General features: G+C 64.2%; 20 protein-coding genes and 1 pseudogene. 7 read left to right on the top strand and 14 right to left on the bottom strand.

Annotated elements, in window-relative coordinates; translation table 11 throughout:
- Positions 1-58: 58 nt before the first annotated feature.
- Positions 59-949, bottom strand: a complete 891-nt coding sequence (locus Q7514_RS24780; protein ID WP_330135915.1) for a siderophore-interacting protein — start codon at positions 947-949, stop codon at positions 59-61.
- An 86-nt stretch (positions 950-1,035) separates the two neighbouring features.
- Here Q7514_RS24780 and Q7514_RS24775 point away from each other — a divergent pair, with 86 nt between their 5' ends.
- Positions 1,036-1,659, top strand: coding sequence for a TetR/AcrR family transcriptional regulator (locus Q7514_RS24775; RefSeq protein WP_330135914.1), 624 nt, complete (start codon positions 1,036-1,038; stop codon positions 1,657-1,659).
- 159 nt (positions 1,660-1,818) lie between these two features.
- On the opposite strand, the gene Q7514_RS24770 is transcribed toward Q7514_RS24775, so the two are convergent.
- The 6 genes from Q7514_RS24770 to Q7514_RS24745 form a co-directional block, all read right to left on the bottom strand.
- The gene (locus Q7514_RS24770; RefSeq protein WP_408016179.1) at positions 1,819-2,856 is read right to left on the bottom strand and encodes a zinc-binding dehydrogenase; all 1,038 of its coding nucleotides are present in this window, start codon (positions 2,854-2,856) and stop codon (positions 1,819-1,821) included.
- Complete coding sequence (locus Q7514_RS24765) at positions 2,853-3,536, bottom strand: phosphonatase-like hydrolase (protein ID WP_330135913.1); 684 nt, start codon at positions 3,534-3,536, stop codon at positions 2,853-2,855. The genes Q7514_RS24770 and Q7514_RS24765 overlap by 4 nt, the downstream gene beginning before the upstream one ends.
- Positions 3,537-3,586: 50 nt before the next feature.
- Entirely contained in the window at positions 3,587-5,263 is a 1,677-nt protein-coding gene (gene phnE, locus Q7514_RS24760) for a phosphonate ABC transporter, permease protein PhnE (RefSeq protein ID WP_408016178.1), read from the bottom strand.
- Entirely contained in the window at positions 5,263-6,075 is an 813-nt protein-coding gene (gene phnC, locus Q7514_RS24755; protein WP_330136030.1) for a phosphonate ABC transporter ATP-binding protein, read from the bottom strand. The genes phnE and phnC overlap by 1 nt, the downstream gene beginning before the upstream one ends.
- Before the next feature lie 33 nt (positions 6,076-6,108).
- A complete protein-coding gene (locus Q7514_RS24750) occupies positions 6,109-7,047 on the bottom strand; it encodes a phosphate/phosphite/phosphonate ABC transporter substrate-binding protein (protein WP_330135912.1) in 939 nt (312 codons plus the stop codon).
- Positions 7,048-7,227: 180 nt separating this feature from the next.
- Positions 7,228-8,349, bottom strand: coding sequence for a TIGR03364 family FAD-dependent oxidoreductase (locus Q7514_RS24745; RefSeq protein WP_330135911.1), 1,122 nt, complete (start codon positions 8,347-8,349; stop codon positions 7,228-7,230).
- A 168-nt stretch (positions 8,350-8,517) separates the two neighbouring features.
- Here Q7514_RS24745 and Q7514_RS24740 point away from each other — a divergent pair, with 168 nt between their 5' ends.
- Together Q7514_RS24740 and Q7514_RS24735 are read left to right on the top strand one after the other, a co-directional pair.
- Entirely contained in the window at positions 8,518-9,267 is a 750-nt protein-coding gene (locus Q7514_RS24740) for a GntR family transcriptional regulator (protein ID WP_330135910.1), read from the top strand.
- An 88-nt stretch (positions 9,268-9,355) separates the two neighbouring features.
- Positions 9,356-10,447, top strand: a complete 1,092-nt coding sequence (locus tag Q7514_RS24735; RefSeq protein WP_330135909.1) for a YdcF family protein — start codon at positions 9,356-9,358, stop codon at positions 10,445-10,447.
- A gap of 33 nt (positions 10,448-10,480) precedes the next feature.
- Here the strand turns inward: Q7514_RS24735 and Q7514_RS24730 are convergent, their stop codons facing one another.
- Together Q7514_RS24730 and Q7514_RS24725 are read right to left on the bottom strand one after the other, a co-directional pair.
- Positions 10,481-13,267 (bottom strand): DUF2804 family protein, encoded by a 2,787-nt coding sequence (locus tag Q7514_RS24730; protein WP_330135908.1) that lies wholly within the window; start codon positions 13,265-13,267, stop codon positions 10,481-10,483.
- Positions 13,264-13,521 carry a hypothetical protein gene (locus Q7514_RS24725; protein ID WP_330135907.1) on the bottom strand — a complete coding sequence of 86 codons (258 nt, stop codon included), beginning with the start codon at positions 13,519-13,521 and terminating at the stop codon, positions 13,264-13,266. The genes Q7514_RS24730 and Q7514_RS24725 overlap by 4 nt, the downstream gene beginning before the upstream one ends.
- A gap of 265 nt (positions 13,522-13,786) precedes the next feature.
- On the opposite strand from Q7514_RS24725, the gene Q7514_RS24720 reads away from it, so the two are divergent.
- Positions 13,787-14,623: a mycofactocin-coupled SDR family oxidoreductase gene (locus Q7514_RS24720; RefSeq protein WP_330135906.1), complete on the top strand. Its 837-nt coding sequence runs from the start codon at positions 13,787-13,789 to the stop codon at positions 14,621-14,623.
- Between the two features lie 343 nt (positions 14,624-14,966).
- Here the strand turns inward: Q7514_RS24720 and Q7514_RS24715 are convergent.
- The 4 genes and pseudogenes from Q7514_RS24715 to Q7514_RS24700 form a co-directional block, all read right to left on the bottom strand.
- Positions 14,967-15,455: pseudogene (locus Q7514_RS24715) on the bottom strand (NAD(P)H-dependent flavin oxidoreductase); the annotation flags it as partial.
- A 50-nt stretch (positions 15,456-15,505) separates the two neighbouring features.
- A complete protein-coding gene (locus tag Q7514_RS24710) occupies positions 15,506-16,021 on the bottom strand; it encodes a flavin reductase family protein (protein ID WP_330135905.1) in 516 nt (171 codons plus the stop codon).
- 52 nt (positions 16,022-16,073) lie between these two features.
- Positions 16,074-16,718 carry a 3,4-dihydroxy-2-butanone-4-phosphate synthase gene (locus Q7514_RS24705; protein ID WP_330135904.1) on the bottom strand — a complete coding sequence of 215 codons (645 nt, stop codon included), beginning with the start codon at positions 16,716-16,718 and terminating at the stop codon, positions 16,074-16,076.
- A gap of 12 nt (positions 16,719-16,730) precedes the next feature.
- A complete protein-coding gene (locus Q7514_RS24700; RefSeq protein ID WP_330135903.1) occupies positions 16,731-17,126 on the bottom strand; it encodes a nuclear transport factor 2-like protein in 396 nt (131 codons plus the stop codon).
- Between the two features lie 263 nt (positions 17,127-17,389).
- Here Q7514_RS24700 and Q7514_RS24695 point away from each other — a divergent pair, with 263 nt between their 5' ends.
- On the top strand, positions 17,390-20,035 hold the full coding sequence (locus Q7514_RS24695) for a LuxR C-terminal-related transcriptional regulator (RefSeq protein WP_330135902.1): 2,646 nt from the start codon (positions 17,390-17,392) through the stop codon (positions 20,033-20,035).
- Between the two features lie 70 nt (positions 20,036-20,105).
- Here Q7514_RS24695 and Q7514_RS24690 read toward each other — a convergent pair whose 3' ends face one another.
- Complete coding sequence (locus Q7514_RS24690; protein ID WP_330135901.1) at positions 20,106-21,305, bottom strand: acyl-CoA dehydrogenase family protein; 1,200 nt, start codon at positions 21,303-21,305, stop codon at positions 20,106-20,108.
- Positions 21,306-21,705: 400 nt separating this feature from the next.
- On the opposite strand from Q7514_RS24690, the gene Q7514_RS24685 reads away from it, so the two are divergent.
- Both Q7514_RS24685 and Q7514_RS24680 read left to right on the top strand, forming a co-directional pair.
- Positions 21,706-23,304: an acyl-CoA synthetase gene (locus tag Q7514_RS24685; RefSeq protein WP_330135900.1), complete on the top strand. Its 1,599-nt coding sequence runs from the start codon at positions 21,706-21,708 to the stop codon at positions 23,302-23,304.
- A gap of 161 nt (positions 23,305-23,465) precedes the next feature.
- Positions 23,466-25,103: a flavin-containing monooxygenase gene (locus Q7514_RS24680; protein WP_330136029.1), complete on the top strand. Its 1,638-nt coding sequence runs from the start codon at positions 23,466-23,468 to the stop codon at positions 25,101-25,103.
- The last annotated feature ends 16 nt before the right edge of the window (positions 25,104-25,119 follow it).

The raw sequence follows: 25,119 nt of genomic DNA, 5'->3' as shown, positions 1-25,119 counted from the left end.
ATGTGAACAACTCCGGGGTGCATATGCACACACCCCGGAGTTGTTCACGAGGTTCGCGTCAGATCTCGATGTCGAGGTCGTCGGTCGCAAAGACGCCGCGTCCCGCCTCCATCGACGACCGCGCAGCTTCGAGCCGAGCGACATCGATTCGCGTGTTGGATATTCCGCGCTTCCAGTAGCCGAAGACCTGGATGCCCTCGGCCGCCAGTACGAGGTCGTCCCGACAACGGCGGCGGACCTCTCGCACATCCTCGCGCTCCCCCGCCGCCCACACCGACGCACCGGCCGGCACCTCCATCCCGGCGAATGTGGTTGCGAGGGGCCGATCGACGCCCGGTTCAGCGCGCTGCACTGTGACGAAGTCCCTCCGATCCCCGAGGTCCCCCTCGACGAGATCGATCTCGTCGAGGGGCGCGGCAGCAACGAGCACCGTCGGAGCCTCGATCGGCAGGCGAGTGAGGATACGGACCGCCGCGGGCAGTGCCGAGGAGTCGGCCAGCAGGATGCGCGGCGATCCCGACCCCGGAACACGGTGTGGTCGCGGACCGGCGACCGGTACGACATCTCCACTGCGCACCCGACCGAGCCACTTCATCGCCGGCGACGATTCACCGTGACGCACGATGTCGATCGCGACCGTCCTGCTCTCGATGTCCACGTCGGCGACGGTATAGACACGGGCGGTGGTGTCGGGTGCTCCGTCGATCCCCGCGAACTCCGACGACCGCTCCGGAAGCGACAGTCGAACGGCGATGTTGGGCCCAGCCCAGTCCTGGAGTGAATGCGTTCCGGAGATCGTGCCGCTCACTCGGATCAATCCGGCCGCGCGATCGGCAACCGAGACGACGGTGAACGTCGTCTCCTCGAGCCCGGCCTGGTGTTCGGGTGTGCGCAGCACTTCCATCAGGTCGGCGACCCGGTCGGCTGTGAACGGTACCTCGTCCGGCATATCAACCTCGATCTTCGTCGTACGGAGCCACTCGGATAATGTGAGTGAGTCTAACCTAACAACGATTCCATGGGAGAATGCTCGGCATGTCCTCACCTGGGCGACCTCGGCTCGTCACCCCCGAACGCCTCGTCGACGCCGGCGCGCGTATCACGCTGCCCAAGTTGAGCATCCGATCGATCGCCAGCGATCTGGGGGTGAGTGAAATGTCGGTGTACCGCCACGTCGGCGACCTCGACGGACTCCACCGCATCGTCGCCGACGGCATCGTCGCGCGAGCCCCACTCCCCGAGCCCACCGCCGACGATCCGGAGGACGCCCTCGTCGACCTCGCATTGGCCTTACGTGATTTCGTGGTCGCGAATCCCGGGATCGGCAGGTATCTCACTGCACTCACTCCGAGTTCAGAAGGCGCACTGGGTGCGATCGACCGCAACCAGAAAGAATTCGCCGACCGCTACGGCTGGGAACCGGCGAACGCAAGCATCGCCCTGTCCGTCGTCGCCGAGCACGCGGTCGCACTCGCCGAAATCAACCCTGTCTCGCACCGCGACGAGCGTGACACGATTCGCCCCTCGAGGGCCGATGGGTTCCGCACGATCAACTCCGGCGCACGGAAGCTCGCACGTCTCACACCTCGTGAGACCTTCGCGTGGTCGATGCGCGCGACCGCGCGCGGAGTGATCGCGATGCTCGGTGTCGAATCCTGACGCACGATACCCCTGGCGCGGTGGGGGTTCTCGCGAGCATCTCAGCTATCCGCGCGCGCAATTGCGGTAGCGGGACGCTGGGATCGTCGCGACGACAACGTCGGATCGATTCGGTCGACATACCCGCAACAAGTGACCGAGCGGCCCCCGGAGAGGCGACTACATCCTCACCACGGTGCGTAAGCGTTGTACGTCGTTCCGGCGGAACTCCTCGGCGAGCTGATCGGCCATGATCGGGCCGTCCAGGATGTCCTTCCAGGGGATGTCGTCTCCGACGGACTCGAGAAATTCCACGGCCTCCTGCAGGTGCCGCGGTTCGTAGTTGTGGACGCCGGTGATGGTGCGCCATCCACGCACGATCCACTCCGGGTCCACTTCGGTCGCGCCGACCGGCGACACGCTTCCGGCGAGGACGGCGGTGCCGCCGATGCCCAGGGCATCGATGCAGCTCCGGGTGCCGGTAGGCGAGCCGGAAAGTTCGAGGGACACGTCCACGGTGCCGGCGTCTCCCGTCTCGGACGACACCGGGGTTGCCCCGAGACCCTGGGCCAATCCGAACCGGGCCGCATTCGGGTCGACGGCAATGATTGCGGCGGCACCGCGTCGACGGGCCGCGGCCACAGCCACCAGTCCCAGCATGCCCAGACCGTTCACCAGCACGCGGCGCCCGGACAGATCGCCGGCGCGTTCGAGAACGGCCATCACCGTGGCCACGGCACATCCGGCGGTGGCCGCGACCCCATCGTCGAGCGAAGAGGGCACCGGCACCACGGCCTGGCCTTCCCTCAGGAGGATGTGGCTGGCGTAGGTTCCCGACAGTGGCCAGTCGCTCTCGAAGGATTCGTGACCGACCTTCTGCACGCTCGTGCACTTGGCGGTGAGCCCGCGCATGCAGATCTCGCAGCGGCCACAGGACCGGGCCACGCCGAAGACCACCCGGGTTCCGGGGCTCACCGGAGAACCGTCGACCAGGTGTCCTCCGTTGGTGCTGACCACCACGCCGACGCCTTCGTGCCCGAGAACGGAGGGGCACGGAGCCTCACGTCGACCGTTGACGGTATGTCGGTCCGAACCGCACACCGTGGCTGCGGTGAGACGCACCAACGTCTCTCCGGGGCCCGGTTCGGGAAGGGGTATTTCGACGGTGTCGAAGTCCCTACCGCCACGCCACACAACGGCGTGCGCTGTCGCCGTCACCGAACTTGCCCGGCGATGATGGCGTGTGACGGAAGGTCGGCGACGGACCCGAGTACGAGATCGGCGCCCAGAGCGTCGAAGTCCGGGCGGGTCAGGTGTCCGGTGAGCACACCGATCGACGTCACTCCGGCCCGCCGGGCCGATTCCACGTCGGAAGCGGTGTCCCCTGCACTGACAACGGCGGCCGCGTCCTGCACATCCAGATGGGCCATGACCGACTGGATCAGGAAGGGCTCGGGGCGGCCGTCGGGTACCTCGTCGCCGGCCACGATGCGATCGATGATCTCCCCCTCCTGCCAGCCGACGGACTGCAGGATCAGATCGGCGATCTCCCGGGAGAATCCGGTTGTCAGGCCGACCTTGATGCCCTTCGCCTTCAGCTCACGCAAGGCTTCTTCGACGCCGTCGAGAGGCGTCGGCGGAGTGTCGGTGTAGGTCTGCCGCAACTCCTCACGGAACCACGCCCAGGCCCGCTCGACGAGGGCTTCGTCGACGTCCACACCGCCGATTCTCAACAGATTCTCGATGGCCCAGCGCTTCTCGGTGCCCATCCACTGTTGGAATTCCTCGTCGGTGTAGGTGGCTCCGTGGCGCTCGGTGGACTCGCGCAGGACGCGGTATACCTCGTCGCGGTCGTCGATGGTGGTGCCTGCCATGTCGAAGATGGCGAGTTCGATCATGATGTCTTCTCTTTCGTGCAGTCGGGTAGGAAGTGTTGTGGGCAGCTCGATCAGCGGACGACCGTGCGTAGCCACATGGACAGCGCCTCGACCGCCAGCACCACGGCGACCATGAGGATGAGAACCGTGGTCACCACGTCGAACTGATTGACGCGGGAAGCATTGAGGAGCAGGAATCCGATGCCGCCGGCACCGACGACGCCCAGCAGGGTCGCGGAGCGGATGTTGGAGTCCAGGAGGTACATGGTGTGGGCGATGAAGGCCGGTGCGGACTGCCGGAGTGTCGCGCCGAAGAACACCTGGATTTCGGACGCCCCGGCGGTGCGCAGGGCGTCCTGGACGTCGGTGTCGGTCTCTTCGAGTGAATCGGCAACGAGTTTGGAGAGCAGGCCGACCGCGCCCACCGCCAGGGCCAAGGTGCCTGCCACAGCGCCGAGACCGGAGACGACCACGAAGATGATGGCGAGGATCAGTTCCGGGATGCCGCGAACCACCACGATGAGCATCCGGAAGAAGGAGCGGACGGCCCTGTTCGCCACCACATTGTTCGCGGCAAGGATACCGATCGGGATGGCCAGGACCGCCCCGATGAAAGTGGCTGCCAGCGCGATCTGGATGGTGACCAGCAGTTGCTCCACGAGCGAGCCGAGGGCCCCGCCCGTTGATGGAGGCAGGAACAACCCCAGTGTGTCGGGGAGCGCCAGCACGCCGTCCCACAGGGAACCCGAGGACACGTCGACGCGCCAGAGCGACGCCACCAGCAGCACCAGAATGACTCCGCCGGATACGAATCTCCGAACCCGTGCCGCAGTCCACGGCGGGGTCAGACGCAGGTCGCCCGACAGACCGGTTGCACCGCGGTTGAACAGGCGGTCGGACCACGTACCTCCTACCACCGCTCCCCCGGATCGCCTCATGATGGCGGCTCGGATTGCCCCGGAGAGCAGTTCGACGGCGATGCAGAGAATCAGCACGAGCAGGGCCAACGCCATGCCTCGCCGGTAGTCCAGGGTCCGGAGGGCGTCGGCGATGGCCAGACCGATCCCGCCCACCCCGACATAACCCAGCAGAACCGACGTGCGCAGGTTGATGTCGAAGCGGTGCAGGGCGGTTGCCGCGATCTGTGGCAGGAGCACCTGGGGGATGGCGGAGAAGATCTGCTGACCGCGACTGCCGCCGGCAGATTCGATCGACTCCCGCGGGCCGTCGTCGAGTTCCTCGATCGCATCGGCATAAAGCTTGCCGACCATGCCCACAGAGTGGATGCCCATGGCGAGGATGCCCGCCGTCGCGCCCAGGCCGAACATGCGTAGGAACACAATGGCCAGAACGAGGTCCGGGACCGCGCGCGCCAGGACGATCAGGGTGCGCGCAGCGCCCTGCGAGAGACTACCTCTCGCAGTGGAATTGGCTGCAGCCAGGGCCACCGGTACGGACAGCACCACAGAGAGGAACGTGGCGAGGAAGACGATGGCGAGAGTTTCGAAGACCAGGCCCACCGTCTCGACCATCGGAGGGAAGTCCAGCGGGAACATCCGCTGAATGAAGGCGACGGCGTTGTCCAGGGACTTGGCGATGGTCGCGAGGTTGATTCCGAGAGAATCGACGGACCACGCACCCGCGACCACGAGCGCGAGCATCACCAGCGCGGCCGCAACGGTCCCCACTCGCGGGGCGGGTCTCGGGGGCAATTCGACGGGCGGCTTCCGAGTAGCGGTCTTGTTCACTACCGACCACCATGTCCGGCCAGCGCCATCCCGGACACGCTGGTGTAGATCTCCGACGCTTCCTCGGCGTACAGACCCTCGGTGGCCTGGTCCAGCACGATCCGTCCGCTCCTCAGCCCGACGATACGGTCGGCGAAGTCGATGGCGAGTTGCACCTGGTGCAACGAGCTGATCACCGTCAGCTGGTTCTCGGACGAGATCTCCTGGATCAGGCTCATGACTTCTCGGGCGGATACCGGGTCGAGGGACGCCACCGGTTCGTCCGCCAGGAGGATCTTGGGATTCTGCATGAGCGCTCGCGCGATGGCCACGCGTTGCTGCTGACCGCCGGACAGCGTGTCGGCACGCTGGTAGGCCCGGTCGGCGAGACCTACGCGGTCCAGCTTCTCGAGTGCCTGCCGTCGCACACTCTCGGGATACATCATCAGCGACAATCGGGGACCGACGAGCGATCCGAGACGGCCGGTGCACACGTTCTCGAGCACGGACATCGGACCGATGAGGTTGAAATGCTGGAATATCACGGCGATCTCGCGTCGCAGTGTACGCAGCGGCCTGCCACGCAAGGACGCCACGTCCTGGCCGAGGACCGAGACGGACCCGGACGTCGGGCGATGCAAGCCGTTGAGGTGCCGGAGCAGGGTGGACTTGCCCGAGCCTGACAGGCCGAGCAGCACGGTGATGGCACCGGTGCGGAACTCCGCGGTGACGTCATCGAGGCCGAGGACGCCTCCGCCGAAGTCCTTGGTCACGCGTTCGAGCCGGACGGCCGGGTGAGTCAGGGTGTCGGTGTCGACAATGGGGTGGTTCATGGTGAGGTCCTTGGTGGCAGTGGTCATGCCAGGTCAGTTGATGCTGTGGCAGGCTGCGGCATCGGTGACAGCGCAGATTTCGCGGATCGCGTCGAAATCGGCATCATCGACCGGCAGGTAGCCGTACTCGATCTCCTCCGGGAGGATGCATTCCTCCTCGGAGGCGCAGATGCCCGCCGCGACCAACGCCGGCTTGTTGGCCTTGTCGCGGATGACGGTGGAGATCTGCTCCGCGACAGCGGGATCCAGAGTGTCGAGGTTCAGAGCGATCGGGTCTTCGGGGATCGGGTCGGACTCCCAGACGGACCGCAGGGCGCCGTCGCCGATCTGGCCGGAGGTGACCAGCGTGTTGAGCATGGTGTCGTGAGCGAAAGCGGCGTCGCACGAGCCGGATTCGAGCGAGAGGAGTGAGGCGTCGTGGCCTCCGGCGAGGACCGCTTCGAGGTCCGTCTCCAGGTTGATGTCCTCATTCATCAGCCCCTCCATGGGGACCAGATAGCCGGAGGTGGAGGCCGCGTCGACGAAACACACAGTCCGGCCCCGAAGATCGGAGAGGCCCTTGATGTCGGAATCAGCGCGGACGTACGCCAGCGAGGTGTAGGCCGGCTGCTGGGCGGGGTCGCTGGTGGGCGCGGCAACGGCGTCGATGTTCACGCCCGAGTCCTTGGCGATGACATAGGAGAACGGACCGTAGGACGCGATGTCGATCTGGCCGGCGCGCTGCCCCTCGATGACCGCGGCGTAGTCGGAGGCGTTCTGGAACTCGACGTCGAGGCCGGTTTCCTGCTCGATGAGCGATGTGATGTTCGAGTAGTCACTTTCCAGAGAGGAGGACGACTCGGCCGGGATGGCCGCAAACGTGATGGTCTCGTCGCCGGATCCGCCGGCGCACGCAGCCAGGATCGGGACGGTGGCCGAAACGAGGACGACGGCACGGGCAGCAGCCGACTTCGGGGAGAAAAGAGTCTTCACAAGTTTCTTTCTGGGGGGGGAGAGGCTCGGGGGCAGTGCATTCCGCGTTCAAACAGCGGTGGCCACAACAGCCCTGTGGTGTCGGGATCCAGTGTGCCGCATCGCGAGCCAACATGTATATACATATGGGGTCGGTTCATGAAGTGTTCACCGAGCGCTCATCGAGCAGCCGCGTGCGGGTCAGAAGCCCGGTACGGAGCCACCACTCAACGCCAGATCGGCGATTCCGAAAGACAGTGTCATGCCGATCCCGGAAGTGACGACGGCCACAGTAGTGCGCTGATCGGGACGCTCGAGCACGAGATTGGTCGAACGACTGTCGGCGTAACGGCCCAGCCAGCGCTGACGGACAACCGGTGCCGTGATTCCGAGGACGTGCGTCGCGCGAGCAAGCAACAGATTTCCGATATGTTCGTCGATGAACGGTTCCGGGCTTGCCGCATAGGCGTGGCTGTCCCCGATGAGCAACCCATCCGGCAGGCCTGTCACCATCAGGTTCGCTGTGCAATCGACGAGCTCCGGCTCCCGTTCGGCCAGCTCGCGTCGAAGTTCCGGCGCGTATGGCATGGCAGTGAAGCCTTCGTACCGGGCCAGGGATGTACCGGTCAGCATCGCGAGCTCCGCCGGAACGGCGTACGGCCGGTCGATCAGAGACATGACGAGCGTGCAGGTTCGCACCCCATGACTGTCGGCGAGGTCCGGAAACAGGTGGCCGAGTCGGTAACCGGGGCACACCACGACCTCCGAGGCCGTGTAATCGCCGCGGTTCGTCTCCGCGACCCCATCGGCCACGGCAGTGACCTGGGTATTCCAAGCGAAGTCGACCCCCTGCGCCGCGAGCCAGCGAGCCAGAACGGGCACCGCCTCACGCGGGTTCACCCTCATATCTCGCGGCAGATGTACTCCGGAAAGCGCTGCCAGAACGGGGTTTCCGATAGCAGCAGCCACCTCGCTCCTGCTCAACCAGGTGACCTGATCGGGGCCGCGATGCTCGGCGAACTCTCGGAGGATCTGTTGTTCGGTCTCCGTGGTCGCCGGGATGTAGGTCCCGGATTCTGCAGCCCAGAAGCCGGCCCGCTCGGCCGCGTTGAGCCAGCCCGTCCGGGCACGATCGGCGACGCCTTGTATGAGGTCTGCCTGGCCGGTGAAGCAGGCGTGGCCGAAATTCTGGATCGAGGAACCGACGGGCCGGTCATCGCGCTCGATGACACGGACGGACCGCCCCTGCTCGTGAGCCAGGAATGCGGTAGCAAGGCCGATGATGCCGGAGCCGATGACAAGAAGGTCGGAATGTTTGTGCATTCAACGAGAGTATGAGCACCCGGCACCATATTCGAAACCTGTATAGACATGTTCGCCGGCTGTTCACGCACTTTTCACCGCACCCTCCGGATAATGAACCGTTGCCCCAGCACAGCAAGCACTTACTGTATATATAAGTCGTCACCGGAAGAGGGAGTACGAACCACCATGGGGACCACACTTCAGCAACATCAAGAGATTGCAGCCTTCCTCCGGAACGCCATCAGCCGCAAGGAGTTCGCTCCCGGGGAACCGCTTCCCTCCGAGTCCGAGCTGTGCGAACGATTCCACTCGTCCCGAGGGCCTGTTCGCCAGGCCATGGCCACGCTGCGCTCGGAGGGACTGATCTCATCCGGTCGGGGGCGGCGGACCATCGTGCTCGACACGGTACCGACCCAGTCTTTCGACGGCGTGATCTCCTACTCGGAGTGGTGCCGCCAGTCGGGATTCGAACCCGGACAGGTCACCCAGAGCGTCACACGCCGACCCGCAGACGAGGCACTGGCCGCCGCCCTGGACATCGAACCGAAATCCCCGGTGGTCTCCGTGTTCCGGCTACGGCTCCTGAATGGGGTGCCTGCCATGGTCGAGCGCTTGAACTACCCCCTCGATGTGGGACGACATCTCCTCACGTTCGACACCGACTCCGGCTCCATCTACCAGCATCTGATCAGCTCCGGGGTGGATATCGACAACGCCACGCGCACCATCGACGCCGTCGGCGCCGACGCGGACGATGCCCGACTCCTCGAGGTCGCCGAAGGGACTCCGTTGCTGAGAGTCCGCCGCCGGGCATTCAGCAGCAATGGGAACACGATCGAGTCCTCGGATGACAGGTACCTGCCGGGGACGGCGAGCTTCACGCTGAACACGATCCGCGGAAACCCGTCGCCACTGTCGATGGTGTCCGCCCGGTAGTCGCGATCTCTCCATACCGAGCACGCGCACCGGATTCGTCGGTACTCTCCGGATCAAAGAAGTCCTACGCCAAGCGAAGGAGATGTACATGCTGATCGCGGTGATCCTTTTCGGGGTGCTCGCGCTGGCCATGTGGAGTGCGACCGGGATTTCGATCATCCGCGAACCACGCCGCCCCGCTCACGGTATGGCACTCATCGCCTGCCTCGTAGCGACATGGGTTTTCACCGTTCTGCTCGTCGCGTGGCTGTCTCCAGAGTCGGACACCGCCGACATCGTCATCGTCGGCCCACTGCTCCTCGTCATCCTGGCGCTGCTCGTTGGCGGAATCACCTTGCTGTTCAACTCTTATCATGTGGTGCGGCGCGAAGGTCTACGCATCCCGACGCTCCTTCCGGCGGTATTCGGTGTATTTCTGCTCGGAGTGCTGGTTGCGGCCGTCGCCACCGTGTTCGAGCTGGGTACCGGCTCCTCCTTCTGGAATATCGCACTCGTCTTCGTCCTCGTCGTCATCCCCATCGCGATGCTGGTGATCCAGCTTTTCGGATTCATTGCCTATTCGCTGGTCTACCGTCATCTGCGTGTGCCCAACTCCGCCGACGCGGTGGTCGTCCTCGGCGCCGGACTCGCCCGTAGCCGAGTCACCCCGCTGCTCGCGTCACGGATCGACAAAGGGATCGAAGCATTGGCTGCGGCGAACGAATCGGGAGGCGATCCGGTGCTCGTCATGTCCGGCGGTCAAGGCAGCGACGAAGACATCTCCGAGGCCGCAGCGATGACCCGCTACGCGATCGATGCCGGCGTCGACGAACGACGAATCGCACTCGAAGACACGTCGACCACCACCGAGCAGAACCTGCGCAACAGCACAGCGATACTTGCGGGACTCGGGCATCCGTCCCCCACCCTCGTGGTGGCGACCAGCAACTTTCACGTCCTGCGCACTGCGTCGCTGACCCGGGATCTCGGCCTCGACGCGACTGTCGTGGGAGCTCCCACCGCCGCCTACTACCTGCCCGCAGCGTTCCTCAGGGAATTCGTCGCCTGCCTCGTCCACTACCGCAAGGCGAACGTGATCTGCTGGGCCATGCTCTCCCTATTGCTGTGGGCCTTCCTCGCACTGCTCTGGTATCTGGCCGACCAGCAAACCGAGGTAGTCGACGCGATGATCGCCTCGTAGCACTTGCCTGCCGGTACCGAGAGCGGCTGAACGTCACCAACGGTTCCGCACATCCTCCGCCCACCCCGCGATGTCTTCGACGTGCACCCGGGCACCGGTGTCATCCGCGACCGTGCCGGACCAGTGACCGAAGCACTGGTGGGTGCGTGAGGAGAACACCTTCAAGTCGGTGACGGACTTCTTCAGATGGAACGGGGCAAAGGTGAGGTCCACGGTGTCGCCGGTGATCCGCCACGGCGCCATCCAGTCGCCCGGGTCGTAGGTCCACGCCAGCTCCTCGCTGATCTTCGACAGGTTTCCGTCGACGACCAGCGCGTTCTCCACCGATCCGGATCCGTCGGTCCACTTCCCACCGACCTGGATGCCGATCACCTTGCCGTCGGTGCGGCCGGATCCCGCGCCCCAGTTCCAGTGCACCGCGTACGGCCAGCATCCGCGCCCATGATCGAGCGTCGCCCACGACTCCCCCGCAGGCACATCCACGGCGGCACCGTCGACCCGGATCGTCCCGGTCGCGGGCCGCGCAACGTCCTTGACCGTGTACTGGAAGAGCCGGTCGGTCCACGGCACGACCACACCGAGACACTCGTGCCCCTCGGGGCGGTGGGCAAGCACGTCGATCTCCAGCCGTTCTCCGCGCGCCCGGAGCCGTGTGCCGCGGTCGATCTCGTCGATGTCGATCCACACCTTCTTCGTGCGCGCCCGGACAGGCCCTCCACCGAGGGTGCTCGGCAGGGTTGCACTGCGGGGCAGGCCGATCGCGTCGTACGCGATCGTTTCCCCGCTTTCCCGGTCGAGCATCCAGATACCATGCACTGCCGCGTAATCAATATCGGACACCACCAGTGCGACCACGTGGGTCGGTGTGGTGACCGCCCAGTACTCCCACCGCTTGTTGCGCCCCTTCCCCGCCCAACCGCGGCCGATGCCGTCCGTGGCGATCAACGGTGTGCGCGTCCACCCGACCGCGCCGGGGTTCAGGCGTCCGTCGGGTCGGGTCAGGGACACCGGTTCGGTGATTTCCCGTTCGCGCACCGTAAGGGGTGACGCCGCTCCCCCGGTTGCGTGGTCGTGCCGGCCGCGCAACCGAAGGTTCGACGCACGAACGGCATCGGCGTCGACCTTCAGGACCCGACGGTCGTAGGTCATCAGACCGTTCGTCTCCTCCTCGACGTCGGCGAGCTGCGTGTACACGAAGGCTGCCAGTCCGTCATCGATTGCCGGGCCGAGCTGGGTGTGCTGCAGACGCAGGAACGCGCGCTCATAAGTCCACCGGTCGGAGAACTTGCGGTAGCCGAATTCCTTGTCGCTCCACACATGTCCCGGGACCCGGTAGGAATACCCACCGTACTCCGACAACACGACGACCCGCTCGTCCTTCGCGTCGGCCCCCGACAGCCGGTAGGGCCTGAAGTAGACGTGGCGGCTGGCCATGTCGCCGCCACCCTGATCGTGCCAGCCGCTGGCATGGTCGACGGGCCGGGTGGCGTCGAGCGTCTTGATCCGCGCGGTGGCGGCGACCGCATCGAACTGGCCCCACGCCTCGTTGAACGGCACCCACGCCGCGACGCTCGGCGTCGAACGCAGCAGCGCCACAGTCGCATCGAGCTCCTCGAGGAACTCGATGCGTCCTTCGGTGTCCTGCCGTCCGAACCAGGTGTAGTGAGAATCGTCCAACTTCACGGGGAGAGCGACGGGAGCGGTGACAACGGCCTGGCGGTAGTTGCGCCCACCGTTGACCATGTCCTGCCACACGAGGATGCCCAGGCGGTCGCAGTGGTGGTACCAGCGCAGCGGCTCGATCTTGATGTGCTTGCGCAGCATCGTGAAGCCGAGTTCCTTGGCCGTGACGATGTCGTGGATGAGCGCTTCGTCCGAGGGCGCGGTATAGAGGCCGTCGGGCCAGTACCCTTGATCGAGCAGGCCCGCGTGCAGATACGGTTCACCGTTGAGGTGCAGCCGGGTGGTGCCTGTCGCGTCGCGTCCGATACCGAACGCCCGCATCCCGACGTAACTCGACACGTTGTCGGCACCGAGCCGCACTTCCACGTCGTACAGGAACGGATCCTCGGGCGACCAGAGGCGCACGTCGTCGCCGATCCGAAACCGCGTCGGAACCCCTACCAACGCAGTGCCGGACACGACGTCGTGGCCGTCTGCTCGAATTGTCACCTCGACCGTGTTCGATCCGGCTCCACCTGCCTCAACACTGATCTCGACCTCACCGGACTCCGGACGTGGCACGAGGTCGAGCCGTGCGACCCAGCGCTGCGGTACGGATTCGAGCCAGACCGTCTGCCATATCCCGGATTGCGGCGTGTACCAGATACCACCGGGCTCGATTTTCTGTTTTCCGCGGCTGCGCCAGGAGGTGTCGGTGACGTCCCGGACCCGGACGACGAGTTCGTGACTCTCACCGCGCAGAGCGTCGGTGACGTCCAGGGCGAACGGCAGGTATCCGCCTCGATGCCCACCGACGAATGTGCCGTCGACCCACACCTCACAGTCCTGGTCGACCGCCCCGAATTGGAGCAGCACGCGATCACGCACGAAACCGGCAGGCAGCGTGACGGTCCGCCGATACCACAGCGCTTCGTCGGGCTGCAGAATCCGATCGACGCCCGACAACGGTGCCTCCGGCGAGAACGGCACCACGATCTCCCCGTCCCACTCGCGAGGTCGCTCGGTGACCGAGGCGGAGGTGATGGCGTAGTCCCAGCGGCCGTTGAGGTTGACGTAGGAGTCGCGCACGAGTTGTGGACGCGGGTATTCAGGTAGGACACGGTCGGGATCGAGGGTTTCGCCCCATTCGGTGATCACAGGCTGCTCTCCAGAGAATCTTGTGTGAAAGTCTGTGTGCTGCCGACCCTACGCAGCAGGACGAGCAGCGTCGCAACGGTGGCGGCGACGGCGCTGGTCGCGACCAGGGTGGCGAGTACCGTCGGCGAGTCGGTGATCGTGTTGTAGACGAACAGGTTGAGGTACATGTTCTCGACCGTCCAGGCCAATTGACCCGTCAGCCCGAGCAGCACCACCCAGGTCCAGAGGCGACGATCGGCCACACGTTCGTGCATCCCGCGACCATAGTGGTTCGCGCCATCCCGGCGCGTGGACCGATCCCACCGTGTCGGACCTCGTCACGTCGCGCAGCGCTTCGAGTGCACTGCGGTTGACCGAGCCGGCTCACCCAGGTCGATGACCCGAATGGGTGACCACGTAGCGGACCACGTAGTCACCCGCCTGTGTGCAGCGCACGGACCGACCATTGTGATTCAGGACATACCGCGTTCGAAACACCCTCGTCCATTCAAAACCGTAGTCACAACGGAAGGAACCCTGATGGGACAACTTGAAGGCAAAGTCGCGCTGGTCACGGGAGCAGCACGCGGACAAGGGCGCTCGCACGCCATACGGCTTGCGGAAGAAGGCGCCGACGTCATCATCGTCGACATCTGCGCCAAGCCGGCAACGACGAAGTACCGCGGTGCGACGGAGGACGAACTCCGGGAAACTGCCCGGCATATCGAGAAGCTCGGACACCGTGCCCATGTCGCTGTTGCCGACGTGCGGTCGCTGAGCGAGCTCCACGACGTGGTCGCCGAGGGTGTTGCGAAGCTCGGACGCCTCGACACCGTGGTGGCGAACGCCGGCATCTTCTCATCCAGTCCACTGCACGAACTCACCGAAGAGCAGTGGGACGAAATGATCGACATCAACCTGTCGGGCGTCTGGAAGACGATGCGCGCGACTGTTCCCGTCCTGATCGAGCAGGGTGAGGGCGGGTCGATCGTCCTGATCAGCTCCACCGGTGGCTTGCAGGGTTTCCCCAACTTCGCCCACTACGTCGCCGCGAAGCACGGCGTCACCGGTCTCACCCGGACTGCCGCCAATGAGCTGGGCGCCCATCGGATTCGGTGCAATTCGATCCATCCGACGTCGGTGCTCACGGACATGATCGACAACGAGGACATGTACCGGCTGTTCCGACCGGACCTCGAGACACCCACACACGAGGATTTCCGCGAAGCGTGCGAGACCGCGATGAACGTGCTGCCGACTCCCTGGATCGAACCGATGGATGTCAGCAACGCCGTGGTGTGGCTCGCTTCGGACGCGGCACGCTACGTCACCGGCATCGCACTGCCCGTCGACGCGGGCGCCCTCAACAAGGTCTGATCAGCAGACACCAGCGAGCGGGGCACCCGGGACCAACCCGAAGTGCCCCGCTCTGCGTGCGCGAACGCTGCGGCGACCTCATGACGACCGGTCGTTCCCAGCGTGACACCGCCGCTGCTCATTTGTATTGCCTTCTCACCATTGCGCTGCGTGGATCCCCGCATGCAGCGAGTCGTAACCCCGACTCGGTGCATGCGGGAAACCGGAAGTCAGAGCAATACTGCTCTCGCCTGCGCATACTCGGCTCTGAGACGTTCGATGATCATTGCAGCCGTCAGCACGGCGTCGACAGCGCCGATGCCCTGCCCTGCGCCCCAGATATCGCGCCACGGCTTCGGACCCGGCTCAGTGCCCCCGCATGGCCACCGGCTCCGGCAGCCACCGCGATCAGCCCGTCTGCCCCCTTGGCGACCGCTTTGCGGGCGAACGTGTTGTCGATGACATCGTGAAGGACGATGCCGCCGTACGAATGGACGGCGTCGTTGACGTCCGCACGGGCACCGAGCGAAGTGATCACGATCGGAACCTCGAACTCGACGATCGTGGCGAGATCCTCCTCGAGTCGAGAGTTGGTCTTGTGCACGATGAGGTTGACGGCATACGGGGCGGCCGGCGCTTCCGGGTTGTTCGCGTCGTATTTCGCCAGTCTCGCAGTGATATCGGCGAGCCACTCGCGCAGAACCGGCCGGGGTCGCGCGTTGAGCGACGGGAATGATCCGACCACACCGGAGGTACACTGTGCGACAACGAGATCGGGACCGGAGACGATGAACAAGGGTGAAGCAACCACCGGCAGACGAAGCCGGTCGTGGAGGACGGGCGGCAGAGTCAAGTTCGTGTCCTTTTCGACAACACGGCAGTACGGCAATACGGCAACAGTTCTCAGGGTGTGTCGTGCGGAGTGTGTGTTCCGAACCGCCGGCCATGGTAGGTCAGTGGCGCGGCGATGGGGTCGGTGTCGACACCCGTGACGCCTCCGACGAGGATGACGTGATCACCACCCGGGAGAATGTGATCGACCCTGCAGGACAGCCAGATTGCAGACCCATCGAGTCGCGGTATCGAATCATGCCGGTGCCAGAGTGTTCCCGCGAACTTGTCGTCCCCCTTGATCGCGAAACGTGCGGCGACGGATTGTTGCTGCGCCCCGAGGACGTTCACTCCGAACGTGCCGGTGCGCGTGATCGCCGAAAGGCTTTCCGATGTCGTCGCCATCGCCACAGCGATCAGCAGTGGTTCGATCGACAAGGACATCACGGCACTGACGGTCGTGCCGTGTGGACGATCGCCGTCCATCGTCGTGACAACGGCGACCGGTGCGCACATGTGTGCCATCGCCTCTTTGAAGTCGGCACAGAGGTCGGCTTCATGGCTGGTCGTCGGGGTGGGGATGCTCATGGACGATCGGTCTCCCAGGGACGTCGAGTGCGGTGGATGATGATGATGCCGTTCATGCAACGGCTGTACGACTGTCGGTGATCGAGGCTCGCAGGTCCGAGTAACGAATCGTGGGTAGGTCCCAGTGGTGAACTTCGGCGACGCCGGCTTCGCGGCACGGATCGATGCGGGACACCAGGGAGGCGAATGCCACCGGAGAGCCCTGCACATCCGTCCCGGATACGGCGCAGAGGTGCCCGGCTTCCGCGATCAAGCGTGGCCTGCCGGGTGTGTTCTCGTCTGTAGCAAGGACAGGGATCACGTGGCCTGGTCGGGTCAACGAAGTGGGAGTCGATTGTCCATCTCCCAATGTGCGCAGAGTGACTGCGCGGTCCTGCGCGGAGATGCCGGTGGTGACCCCTTCTGCTGCGTCGACCGCCACACACATCCGACCGCCGAACGAATTGCCGCCTTCCCAGACCATCGGCGGCAGGCACAGGCGATGAGCATCGGACCGACTCACTGTGACGCAGATGAACCCGCTTCCTTCACGAATCATTTCTGCCACTACGGGCGTCGACGCGCTCCGGGCCAGGACGATCATGTCGATGCCGGTACCGTTCAGATCGTCCACTGCCAGCACTGGGCCGCCGGCCTGCAGCGCTTCGATTGCAACGTCGAGGGCCCAACTGCGCATGCAGCGCTGTGCGATGCTCATCGCCATCGCCTGTCAGCCGGCGAGTCCGGTCGCGGACCAGAACGCTTCGAACGAGGACGGCACGAGATCATTGCCGCGCACGACCTTGCCGTCGACGAATCGGTGGCCCATGACCATCGTGATATCCAGTTCGTGTTCGCCGAGCTTGCGGTATGCCCGGATCTTGGCGACAACGAGTTCGTCGTCGATCACATCGCAGCTGACCACTTCGTTCGCGGAGGCGTCGAGCTTGGCGAGCACACCGAGACCCTCCAGGAATTCCGCCTTGCTGTAGACCCGCTGTGTGCCGTCGAAGGTGAATCCGGCCCAGGTCATCGTGTCGTCGTACAGATCCAGGAGGGGTGCGGGATCGCCTTGGTCGGCAGCGGCGAAAGCCTTGGTGAGCGCGTCGGCGTTCTGCTGTGTCATCGGTATGCCTCCGTACATGGGGGATGTGGTCCACACCACCTTCGCAGCGACAACGAGGGTCGGTAACCGTCCGATCACGTGACCGTCTACGGGGGCGTCCAGCGACGACTCCGTGCACCATTTTCGCTGGTGAAGGCCTCTCCTTTCGAGAGAAAGGGTGGCGCATGTTCCGCCGACAGCCGAAAGTGACACATCTTGACCCCCTATGTTGCGGTACGTCACCTTCAGCCAGCAGAGTGATATGCGTCTCATAGGAGGTGCGGTTGAACGCCGACGAGTGGTTCGAAATCCATCAGTGCCGTGGCGAAGGCGAGTCGATCAAGGGCATTGCCCAACGGTTGGGTATCTCCCGGAACACGGTGCGCAGAGCTCTTGCGATGCCCGAACAGCCGAACGACCACCGACGATTGAAGGGATCGGTGGCCGACGAGGCGGATGCACGCATCCGGGACCTCCTCCAACGGTCTCCGAGCATCTCCATCGCAGAGATAGGCAGATGCATCATGTGGAGCCACTCGCGAACACTTCTCGTGCGCAAGGTGAACCAGATCAAGAGCGAGATGAGCACCGTTCCCTTCGATCCCCCTTCGATCGGCACCGGGCTTCCGCAACATCCCACCAGTTTCGTCGGACGGAACCACGAATTGCGCGAGGTCCGCCGCCTACTCGGTGTCCACAGGCTGGTGTCGGTCGTCGGCCCCGGAGGGATTGGTAAAACGCGACTCGTCGTACGAGCGGCGGAAGAATACCGACGGGCCTTTGCCGACGGAATCCGCTTCGTGGAACTCGCATCCCTACGAAGCGAAAGCTTGGTGAGCCAGGCAATCGCCGATCGACTCGGACTCGAAACCCGCGACGGCCCGGACAGCTCCGCCGACGACATCCTCGTCGAGTACTTGCGCAACCGGAGGATGCTCCTGATCCTCGACAACTGCGAACATCTCGTCGACGGGATCGCAGCGCTCGTCAGCCGCCTGACCGAAGAAACGAGCAACCTGCGAATCCTCACCACCTCGCGGGAGTACCTGGCAATCCCCGGCGAATACGTCTTCCACCTTCCGCCGCTTTCCATCGACGGTGGTAGGGCGTCGGGAGCCGTCGAGTTGTTCGCCAATCGCGCCGAGTCGGTGCTGTCCGGCTTCGAACTCAGCGACTCGAATGTGGACGCAGTCAGACGGATCTGTCGACGGCTCGACGGACTTCCCCTGGCCATCGAGCTGGCCTGTACTCGCTTGAACGTCCTTTCGGTCGAGGACCTCGCGGAACGACTGGATCGGCGTCTTTCCATGTTGACCGTCTCCGCGCGCGGACGCACACCGAGGCACCGGAGTCTGCAAGCGACGATCGACTGGAGTTACGAGTTGTGTTCGGAGACCGAACGCATCTTGTGGTGCCGCACTTCCGTCTTCGCCGACAGTTTCGACATGGGTATGGCGGTGGCCGTGTGCTCGGACGATGCGCTGTCCGAGGACGAGATCATGGAAGCGGTCGCCGCGCTCGTCTCCAAGTCGGTGGTAGTGCGTGAGATTTCGGACAACGGCGTTCGCTTCCGGCTGCTCGAATCGATGCGGGAGTACGGATGGGGAAAACAGACCATCCCGGAACGCCGTCACATGAACGAACGGCTCCTCGAATACTGTGCTCGTATCGTCGAAGAGTCGACCACCTCCTGGTACGGACCCGAGCAGCTGACGAAGGCGACAGCGGTCTCGATCAACCGCGGAAACATCCGGGCTGCACTGCATTCGGTGATGAACAACCCCACCGATCCTGCACTCGTAAGACTGGCCGCTGACACGCTGGGATCCTCGAGATTCCTGTGGGCCTGCGGAATCTCCGTACGCGAGCACAGAATGTGGTTGACGCAGGCACTCGACCTGCCCGGAATCTCGAGGACCGCACGAGGACGTATCCTCACCGTGCTCGCATTGGTTCAGACGCTTCAAGGTGATCGGGATGCGGCCGACTTCACCTTACGCAGGGCACGCGAGATCGCCGGCGACCGCGAAGATCCGGTCACCAGGTCGTTCGCGGTCCATATCGCAGGACTGCGGGACTTCTTCGCCGGCCGAGCGGATACCGGGATGACATACCTCGACGAGGCAGAACGCGGATATCGACTCCACGGCTGTGATCCGGAACTGGTATCGATGTTGCAGATCCATCGGGGCATGCTGCTCTGCTCCACGCAAGACGTATCCGGCGCCGCCGCTGCGTTCAGCCGAGTGTTCACCATGACCGACGAGATCGGCGAGCTCTGGTTCCACTCCTACGCGACCTACGGACTCGGCCACGTCGCATTGCTCGAGAATGATCCGGACACCGCCGTCCAGCGCGCGCTCGAAGCACTTCGCTACCAACGACAGTTCGCCGACCCGATCGGCAAGACAGTGATGGCAGACCTTCTGGGATGGGCACTCGCCGAGCAGGGCCACGGTGAACGTGCCGCCGTCGTGCTGGGCGCGGCCTCTTCCATGTGGGGATCGATCGGTCGACAACTCTACGGTGCAGACCACTGGAATACCTTGCGCGCACGCGCAGTCGATACGGCACGGCACCACGTCGGCGGTTCGGCTTTCGATGCCGCGTGGGCCCGAGGCCAGGCCATGACCGCCCCCGAATTGCTCGCCTACATCTTCGACGAGGACTGCGCCGAACACGATCACCCTGCCCCAGACCGGAGTTACTCCGCCCACACAACCGCCACGACCGATACCTCCCAGCTCGAGCTTCTCTCACCCCGTGAGCGAGAGGTCGCTGAACTGGTCGCACAGGGACTGACCAACAAACAGATCGCCGAGAAACTGGTGCTGTCATCTCGTACCGTGGAGGGGCATGTGGAGCACCTGCTACGCAAATTGTGTCTTTCGCGACGAACCGAGGTACCTCGAGCACTGTTCGCGACGTGAACAGAACCATCGGGCCCGCCACGCCCGGGCCGCCGGAGCGGCCCGGGCGAAATCGTAACGCACCCGGCGATCAGCCCAGCTGATAGCCGGGCAGGATCGCCCCGGCTGCGTCACTCAACGTCATGCGGTCGATCAGGGCGTGCTGAGTGGCAACAGCGGCATCACGGACGCACCGGCCCAGGACGCTGGGGTTACGAACCGTGGCGCTACCGGCCCAGCGGTGAGCAAACATCACGACATCGCCCGCGACCTCCTGAACCCAGGTCGCAGCCTGCCGTAGACGCGCGTGCTGCTCGTCGGAGATGGGCAGTCCCGCTGCCGCAGTCTCCTCCGCGTCCCCGAACACCTCGTAGACGTAGGCACAGGCAGCCTTGTACAGGGCTTCGTGGCGGGCAAACTCGATCCGGAAGACGTCCGAGTCACCGACGACACCGTCGTATCCAGGCCGGGCCTTCCCCGCGACGATGCGTGCGATCTCCTCCAAGGCACGCTCGGCGAGTCCCAATGCCACAGGTGCGTGACCGCCGACGCCGATGCCCAGCAACCCGAGCTTGTACACGGACTCAGGCCGGACCGGAACGGTCGAGAATGTATTCATGGTGAACCGCTCCGCGACGAACACGTCGGTCACCCGGTAATCGTACGAACCGGTGCCGACCATGCCCATGACGTCCCAGTTACCGAGGAATTCGATGTTCTCCCTGGGGATCCAGGCGATACGGGCCTCGGGCTGCCCGTCCTCTCCCACCATCGGATTGCCCTGGTCGTCGTGCACGACGAAGCCTGCGCCGATCCACGATGCGTGGGCCGAGCCGCTGGCGAACTGGAAGCGGCCGGTGACACGGTATCCGCCGTCGACTCGGAGGCCCGTGCCGGTGGGGACGATCATGCCCGCTGTGATGCCTTTGTCGACACCTGAGAACATCTCGCGGGCACCGTCGGGATTCGTGTAGCCGACCGCTACACCGGTACTGCAGGAGTTGGCCATGAACGCCCAGCCCGTCGAGCCGTCGGCGCGTGTGATCTCCTGGACCACCTTGAAGGCACTGACGATGTCGAGGCCGGCACCGCCGTATTCCTCCGGCACCAGGATCCAGAACAAGCCCGCATCCGCAAGTGCCTCGTAGACAGGCCGCGTGATCGTTGCTTCTGTTTCGATGGCGTTCGCTTCGGCCTCGATGACCCTGGCTACTTCGCGGGCGCGATCGAGATACTCGGCCCCGCGAACTCGCTGCTGATACGTCGAGAGAACGGGCGCGGTGATTGTCATCCGAGGATTCCTTCCAGATGGGTACGACGGGTACCTGCATATGACTGGAATCACAATGACCCGCCACGCGTATCTCGACAGCGGGGCAACTACGTGGTCGCCTACGGGATCCCGACAACCGGGTACACAGCCAGGCCCTGACCGCATCCCGTCTGCGTGACGGGGTCAGGATGTGTCGGTAGCGAAGACAGAATACTGAGTAGCAGTGGTCTTTCCGAGAGAGGAGCTTCCGAGCTCAGACTTTCACTCCGCCCTTTCGATCCCGTTCCCGATCCGTAGTGATCACGTAGTTGGACGGTATCGACTCACCCGATTGCGAGCGCACAGTTCATCTACGAGTCGTGCCGCGCGGCGGGAACCACGACCGACTCCGACTCACACCTGAGCAAAGAGGTCACACATGCAGTTCGACAGCGCCTGCTCCGCCCTCGTGTCCCAAGCACGTGGCCAATCCGTCGGCGACCTTCCGCGGCGATCCTCGGCACGATTCCCGGACAAACTCGCGATCGTGCACCGTGAGGTGCGGTTGACGTTCGCGCAGTTCGACGCGTTGGTCGACCGCGTCGCAGCCGCGCTCCACGCTGCCGGCTTGCGCCGCGGCGATCGCCTGGCAGTGCTGTCGCACAACTGCTGGCAACTCCCTGTCCTCAACTTCGCGGCTGCCCGGCTCGGGGTCGTCTTCGTCCCGGTCAACTTCATGCTCACAGGGCCGGAGATCGCCTACATTCTCGACGATTGCCGAGCCGATGCCTTCGTGGTCGAGGATTCCCTCGCCCCCGTCGCCGACCAGGCTGTCGCGGACTCTGCGGGAACTGTCCGGATCAGAGTCGGAATCGAACTGTCCGATTCCCCAGTGCCGGACGGTTGGACACCGATATCGGAGTGGACGGAGTTCCGTGGCGATCCGGCGCCGGAAGTGCCGATCGGCGACGACGACGTCATCCGGATCATGTACACCTCGGGCACGGAGTCACGCCCGAAAGGGACTCTGCTCACCAGCAGGTCACTGATGTGGCAGTACATCAGCTGCATCGTCACCGGCGGGATGAGCACCGAGGACAAAGAAATCCATGCTCTTCCGCTCTATCATTGCGCCCAGTTGGACAACTTCCTCAGCACGGACATCTACCTCGGGGCCACCAGCGTCATCCTCGACAGACCGGACCCCGAGTGGTTGTTGCGCACCATCGAAAAAGAACAGATCACCAACTTGTTCTGCCCTCCGACCGTATGGATCGCCCTGCTGAGATCACCGAACTTCGACACCACCGATCTTCGGTCGCTGCGCAAGGGCTACTACGGCGCCTCTGCCCTCCCCGTCGAAATCCTGCACGAGATGAATCGCCGACTTCCCGGAATCCGACTGTGGAACTTCTACGGTCAGACCGAGATGTCTTCTTTGGCAACGGCCCTGGGCCCGGAGGACCAGCTCCGCAAAGCCGGTTCTGCCGGGCGTCCGGCGTTGAATGTGGAAACCTGCATCGTCGACGACCAGGACAGCCCACTAAGCACAGGAGAGGTCGGCGAGATCGTGCACCGCAGTCCGCACGCCACGGTGGGTTATCTCGGCCGGCCCGAGAAAACTGCAGAGGCGTTCTCCGGGGGATGGTTCCATTCCGGCGACCTCGGCTACCTCGACGACGAAGGCTATCTGTGGGTCGTGGACCGCAAGAAGGACATGATCAAGACGGGCGGCGAGAATGTTGCCACCCGAGAGGTCGAAGAGGTCGTCTACGCCCTCGACGGCGTCGAGGAAGTAGCGGTATTTGCTGTTCCACACCCTCGCTGGATCGAAGCCGTCGCGGCAGCCGTCGTGGTTGCGGATACCGAGATCGACGAGGCGGCCGTCATCGAGCACTGTCGGAAACATCTGGCCGGCTACAAGGTCCCCAAGCACGTCGTGATCGTCGACAGCCTTCCGAAGAACCCCAGTGGCAAGATTCTCAAGCGCCGACTGCGTGAGCGGTTCTCCGCGGAACCGTCCATCGCCGGAACGTAGCGCCAGAAACATCTGATTCGCCCGACGCGACATCCGTTACCGGGCAGGTCATTTCTGGCGTCACCCTGATGATCGACAAGGTGTCCGAAGTTCGGACAGTCAACCGTGCCGGCTCTCACAACAATGACATCTCAGTGACCAGAACCACAGAAGGGCTCGAGATGTCGACAGCGAATACTGAACCTACGGAAACCGCAGCGCAATCGCTCGAACTGGATGCACTGATCATCGGCGCAGGTGTTGCCGGCCTGTACCAGCTGCACCAGCTACGAGAACAGGGGCTGCGAGTGCGCGCATACGACGCCGCCGACGACGTCGGGGGCACCTGGTACTGGAACCGTTATCCCGGTGCGCGTTTCGACTCCGAGGCGTACATCTACCAGTACCTGTTCTCGGAAGAGTTGTACAAGAACTGGAGTTGGAGCCAACGCTTTCCCGGCCAACCGGAGATCGAGCGCTGGATGCACTACATCGCGGACACTCTCGATCTTCGCCGCGACATCCAACTGTCCACCAGAATCACCAGTGCGCACTACGACGAACTCGCCGCCAAGTGGGTCGTGCAAACCGATCGCGGCGAGACGATCACCACTCGGTTCCTGGTCGCCTGCAGCGGAATGCTGTCGGCTCCGATGTCGTCCATGTTCGAGGGGCAGGAAGATTTCGACGGACAGATCTTCCACACGTCCCGGTGGCCGAAGGAAGGTGCTGATCTCGACGGCAAGCGGGTCGCTGTCATCGGGGTCGGCGCCACCGGCATCCAGGTGATCCAGACCGTCGCCGGCAAGGTCGAGCACCTGAAAGTCTTCATCCGCACACCTCAGTACGCCCTGCCCATGAGGAATCCGACCTTCGACGAGTCGGACGTGGAGGCGTACAAGAGCCGGTTCGCCGAGCTGAAAGAGACACTGCCGACCACCTTCAGCGGCTTCGAATACGACTTCGAGCATGTGTGGGCAGATCTGACTCCGGAACAGCGCGACGACGTGCTCGAAGAGATCTACGAGAACGGGTCGTTGAAGCTGTGGCTCGCCTCGTTCGGCGAGATGTTCTACGACGAAGAGGTCAGTGAGGAAATCTCCGAGTTCGTCCGGCGCAAGATGCGCGCACGCCTACAGGACCCCCACCTGTGCGACCTGCTCATCCCTACCGACTACGGCTTCGGAACACATCGTGTGCCGCTGGAAACGAACTACCTCGAGGTCTATCACCGCCCGAACGTCGAGGCCGTCGGAGTCCGCAACAACCCGATCACCCGGATCGTGCCCGAAGGCATAGTCATGGCCGACGGCACGCTGCACGAGGTCGATGTGATCGTCATGGCCACCGGTTTCGACGCCGGAACAGGAGCCTTGACGAGGATCGATATCCGCGGGCGCGGCGGTCGGTCATTGAAGGACGACTGGAATCGCGACATCCGCACGACCATGGGTCTGATGGTGCACGGCTACCCCAACATGCTCACGACCGGTGCGCCCCTGGCCCCGTCCGCAGCACTGTGCAATATGACCACCTGCCTGCAACAACAGACCGAATGGATAGCCGAATGCATCCGGTACATGCGGGCGCACGACCACACCGTCATCGAGCCGACCCTGGCCGGTGAAGACGAGTGGGTCGCCCACCACGACGAGACCGCGAACGCCACGCTGGTCTCGAAGACCGACTCTTGGTACAACGGCGCGAACGTCCCGGGCAAGCCTCGGCGAGTGCTGTCCTACATCGGCGGAGTCGGCGTCTATCGGGAAAAGACCCTTGCCGCGGCCGCCGCCGGGTACAAAGGTTTTCAACTGAGCTGACCCGACACCCATTTCA

Origin of the sequence: Rhodococcus artemisiae (genome assembly GCF_036327795.1) — a bacterium.
Lineage (GTDB): Bacteria > Actinomycetota > Actinomycetes > Mycobacteriales > Mycobacteriaceae > Rhodococcus > Rhodococcus artemisiae.
The sequence above is the reverse complement of the archived record's forward strand: the minus strand, read 5'-3'. Positions and strand labels throughout refer to the sequence as shown.

Excerpts from the sequence above, each read along its gene's own strand:
- Q7514_RS24780 (WP_330135915.1), bottom strand. The coding sequence starts at position 949 with ATGCCGGACGAGGTACCGTTCACAGCCGACCGGGTCGCCGACCTGATG.
- Q7514_RS24775 (WP_330135914.1), top strand. The coding sequence starts at position 1,036 with ATGTCCTCACCTGGGCGACCTCGGCTCGTCACCCCCGAACGCCTCGTC.
- Q7514_RS24765 (WP_330135913.1), bottom strand. The coding sequence starts at position 3,536 with ATGATCGAACTCGCCATCTTCGACATGGCAGGCACCACCATCGACGAC.
- phnC (WP_330136030.1), bottom strand. The coding sequence starts at position 6,075 with ATGAACCACCCCATTGTCGACACCGACACCCTGACTCACCCGGCCGTC.
- Q7514_RS24745 (WP_330135911.1), bottom strand. The coding sequence starts at position 8,349 with ATGCACAAACATTCCGACCTTCTTGTCATCGGCTCCGGCATCATCGGC.
- Q7514_RS24740 (WP_330135910.1), top strand. The coding sequence starts at position 8,518 with ATGGGGACCACACTTCAGCAACATCAAGAGATTGCAGCCTTCCTCCGG.
- Q7514_RS24735 (WP_330135909.1), top strand. The coding sequence starts at position 9,356 with ATGCTGATCGCGGTGATCCTTTTCGGGGTGCTCGCGCTGGCCATGTGG.
- Q7514_RS24725 (WP_330135907.1), bottom strand. The coding sequence starts at position 13,521 with ATGCACGAACGTGTGGCCGATCGTCGCCTCTGGACCTGGGTGGTGCTG.
- Q7514_RS24720 (WP_330135906.1), top strand. The coding sequence starts at position 13,787 with ATGGGACAACTTGAAGGCAAAGTCGCGCTGGTCACGGGAGCAGCACGC.
- Q7514_RS24710 (WP_330135905.1), bottom strand. The coding sequence starts at position 16,021 with ATGAGCATCCCCACCCCGACGACCAGCCATGAAGCCGACCTCTGTGCC.
- Q7514_RS24705 (WP_330135904.1), bottom strand. The coding sequence starts at position 16,718 with ATGAGCATCGCACAGCGCTGCATGCGCAGTTGGGCCCTCGACGTTGCA.
- Q7514_RS24700 (WP_330135903.1), bottom strand. The coding sequence starts at position 17,126 with ATGACACAGCAGAACGCCGACGCGCTCACCAAGGCTTTCGCCGCTGCC.
- Q7514_RS24690 (WP_330135901.1), bottom strand. The coding sequence starts at position 21,305 with ATGACAATCACCGCGCCCGTTCTCTCGACGTATCAGCAGCGAGTTCGC.
- Q7514_RS24685 (WP_330135900.1), top strand. The coding sequence starts at position 21,706 with ATGCAGTTCGACAGCGCCTGCTCCGCCCTCGTGTCCCAAGCACGTGGC.
- Q7514_RS24680 (WP_330136029.1), top strand. The coding sequence starts at position 23,466 with ATGTCGACAGCGAATACTGAACCTACGGAAACCGCAGCGCAATCGCTC.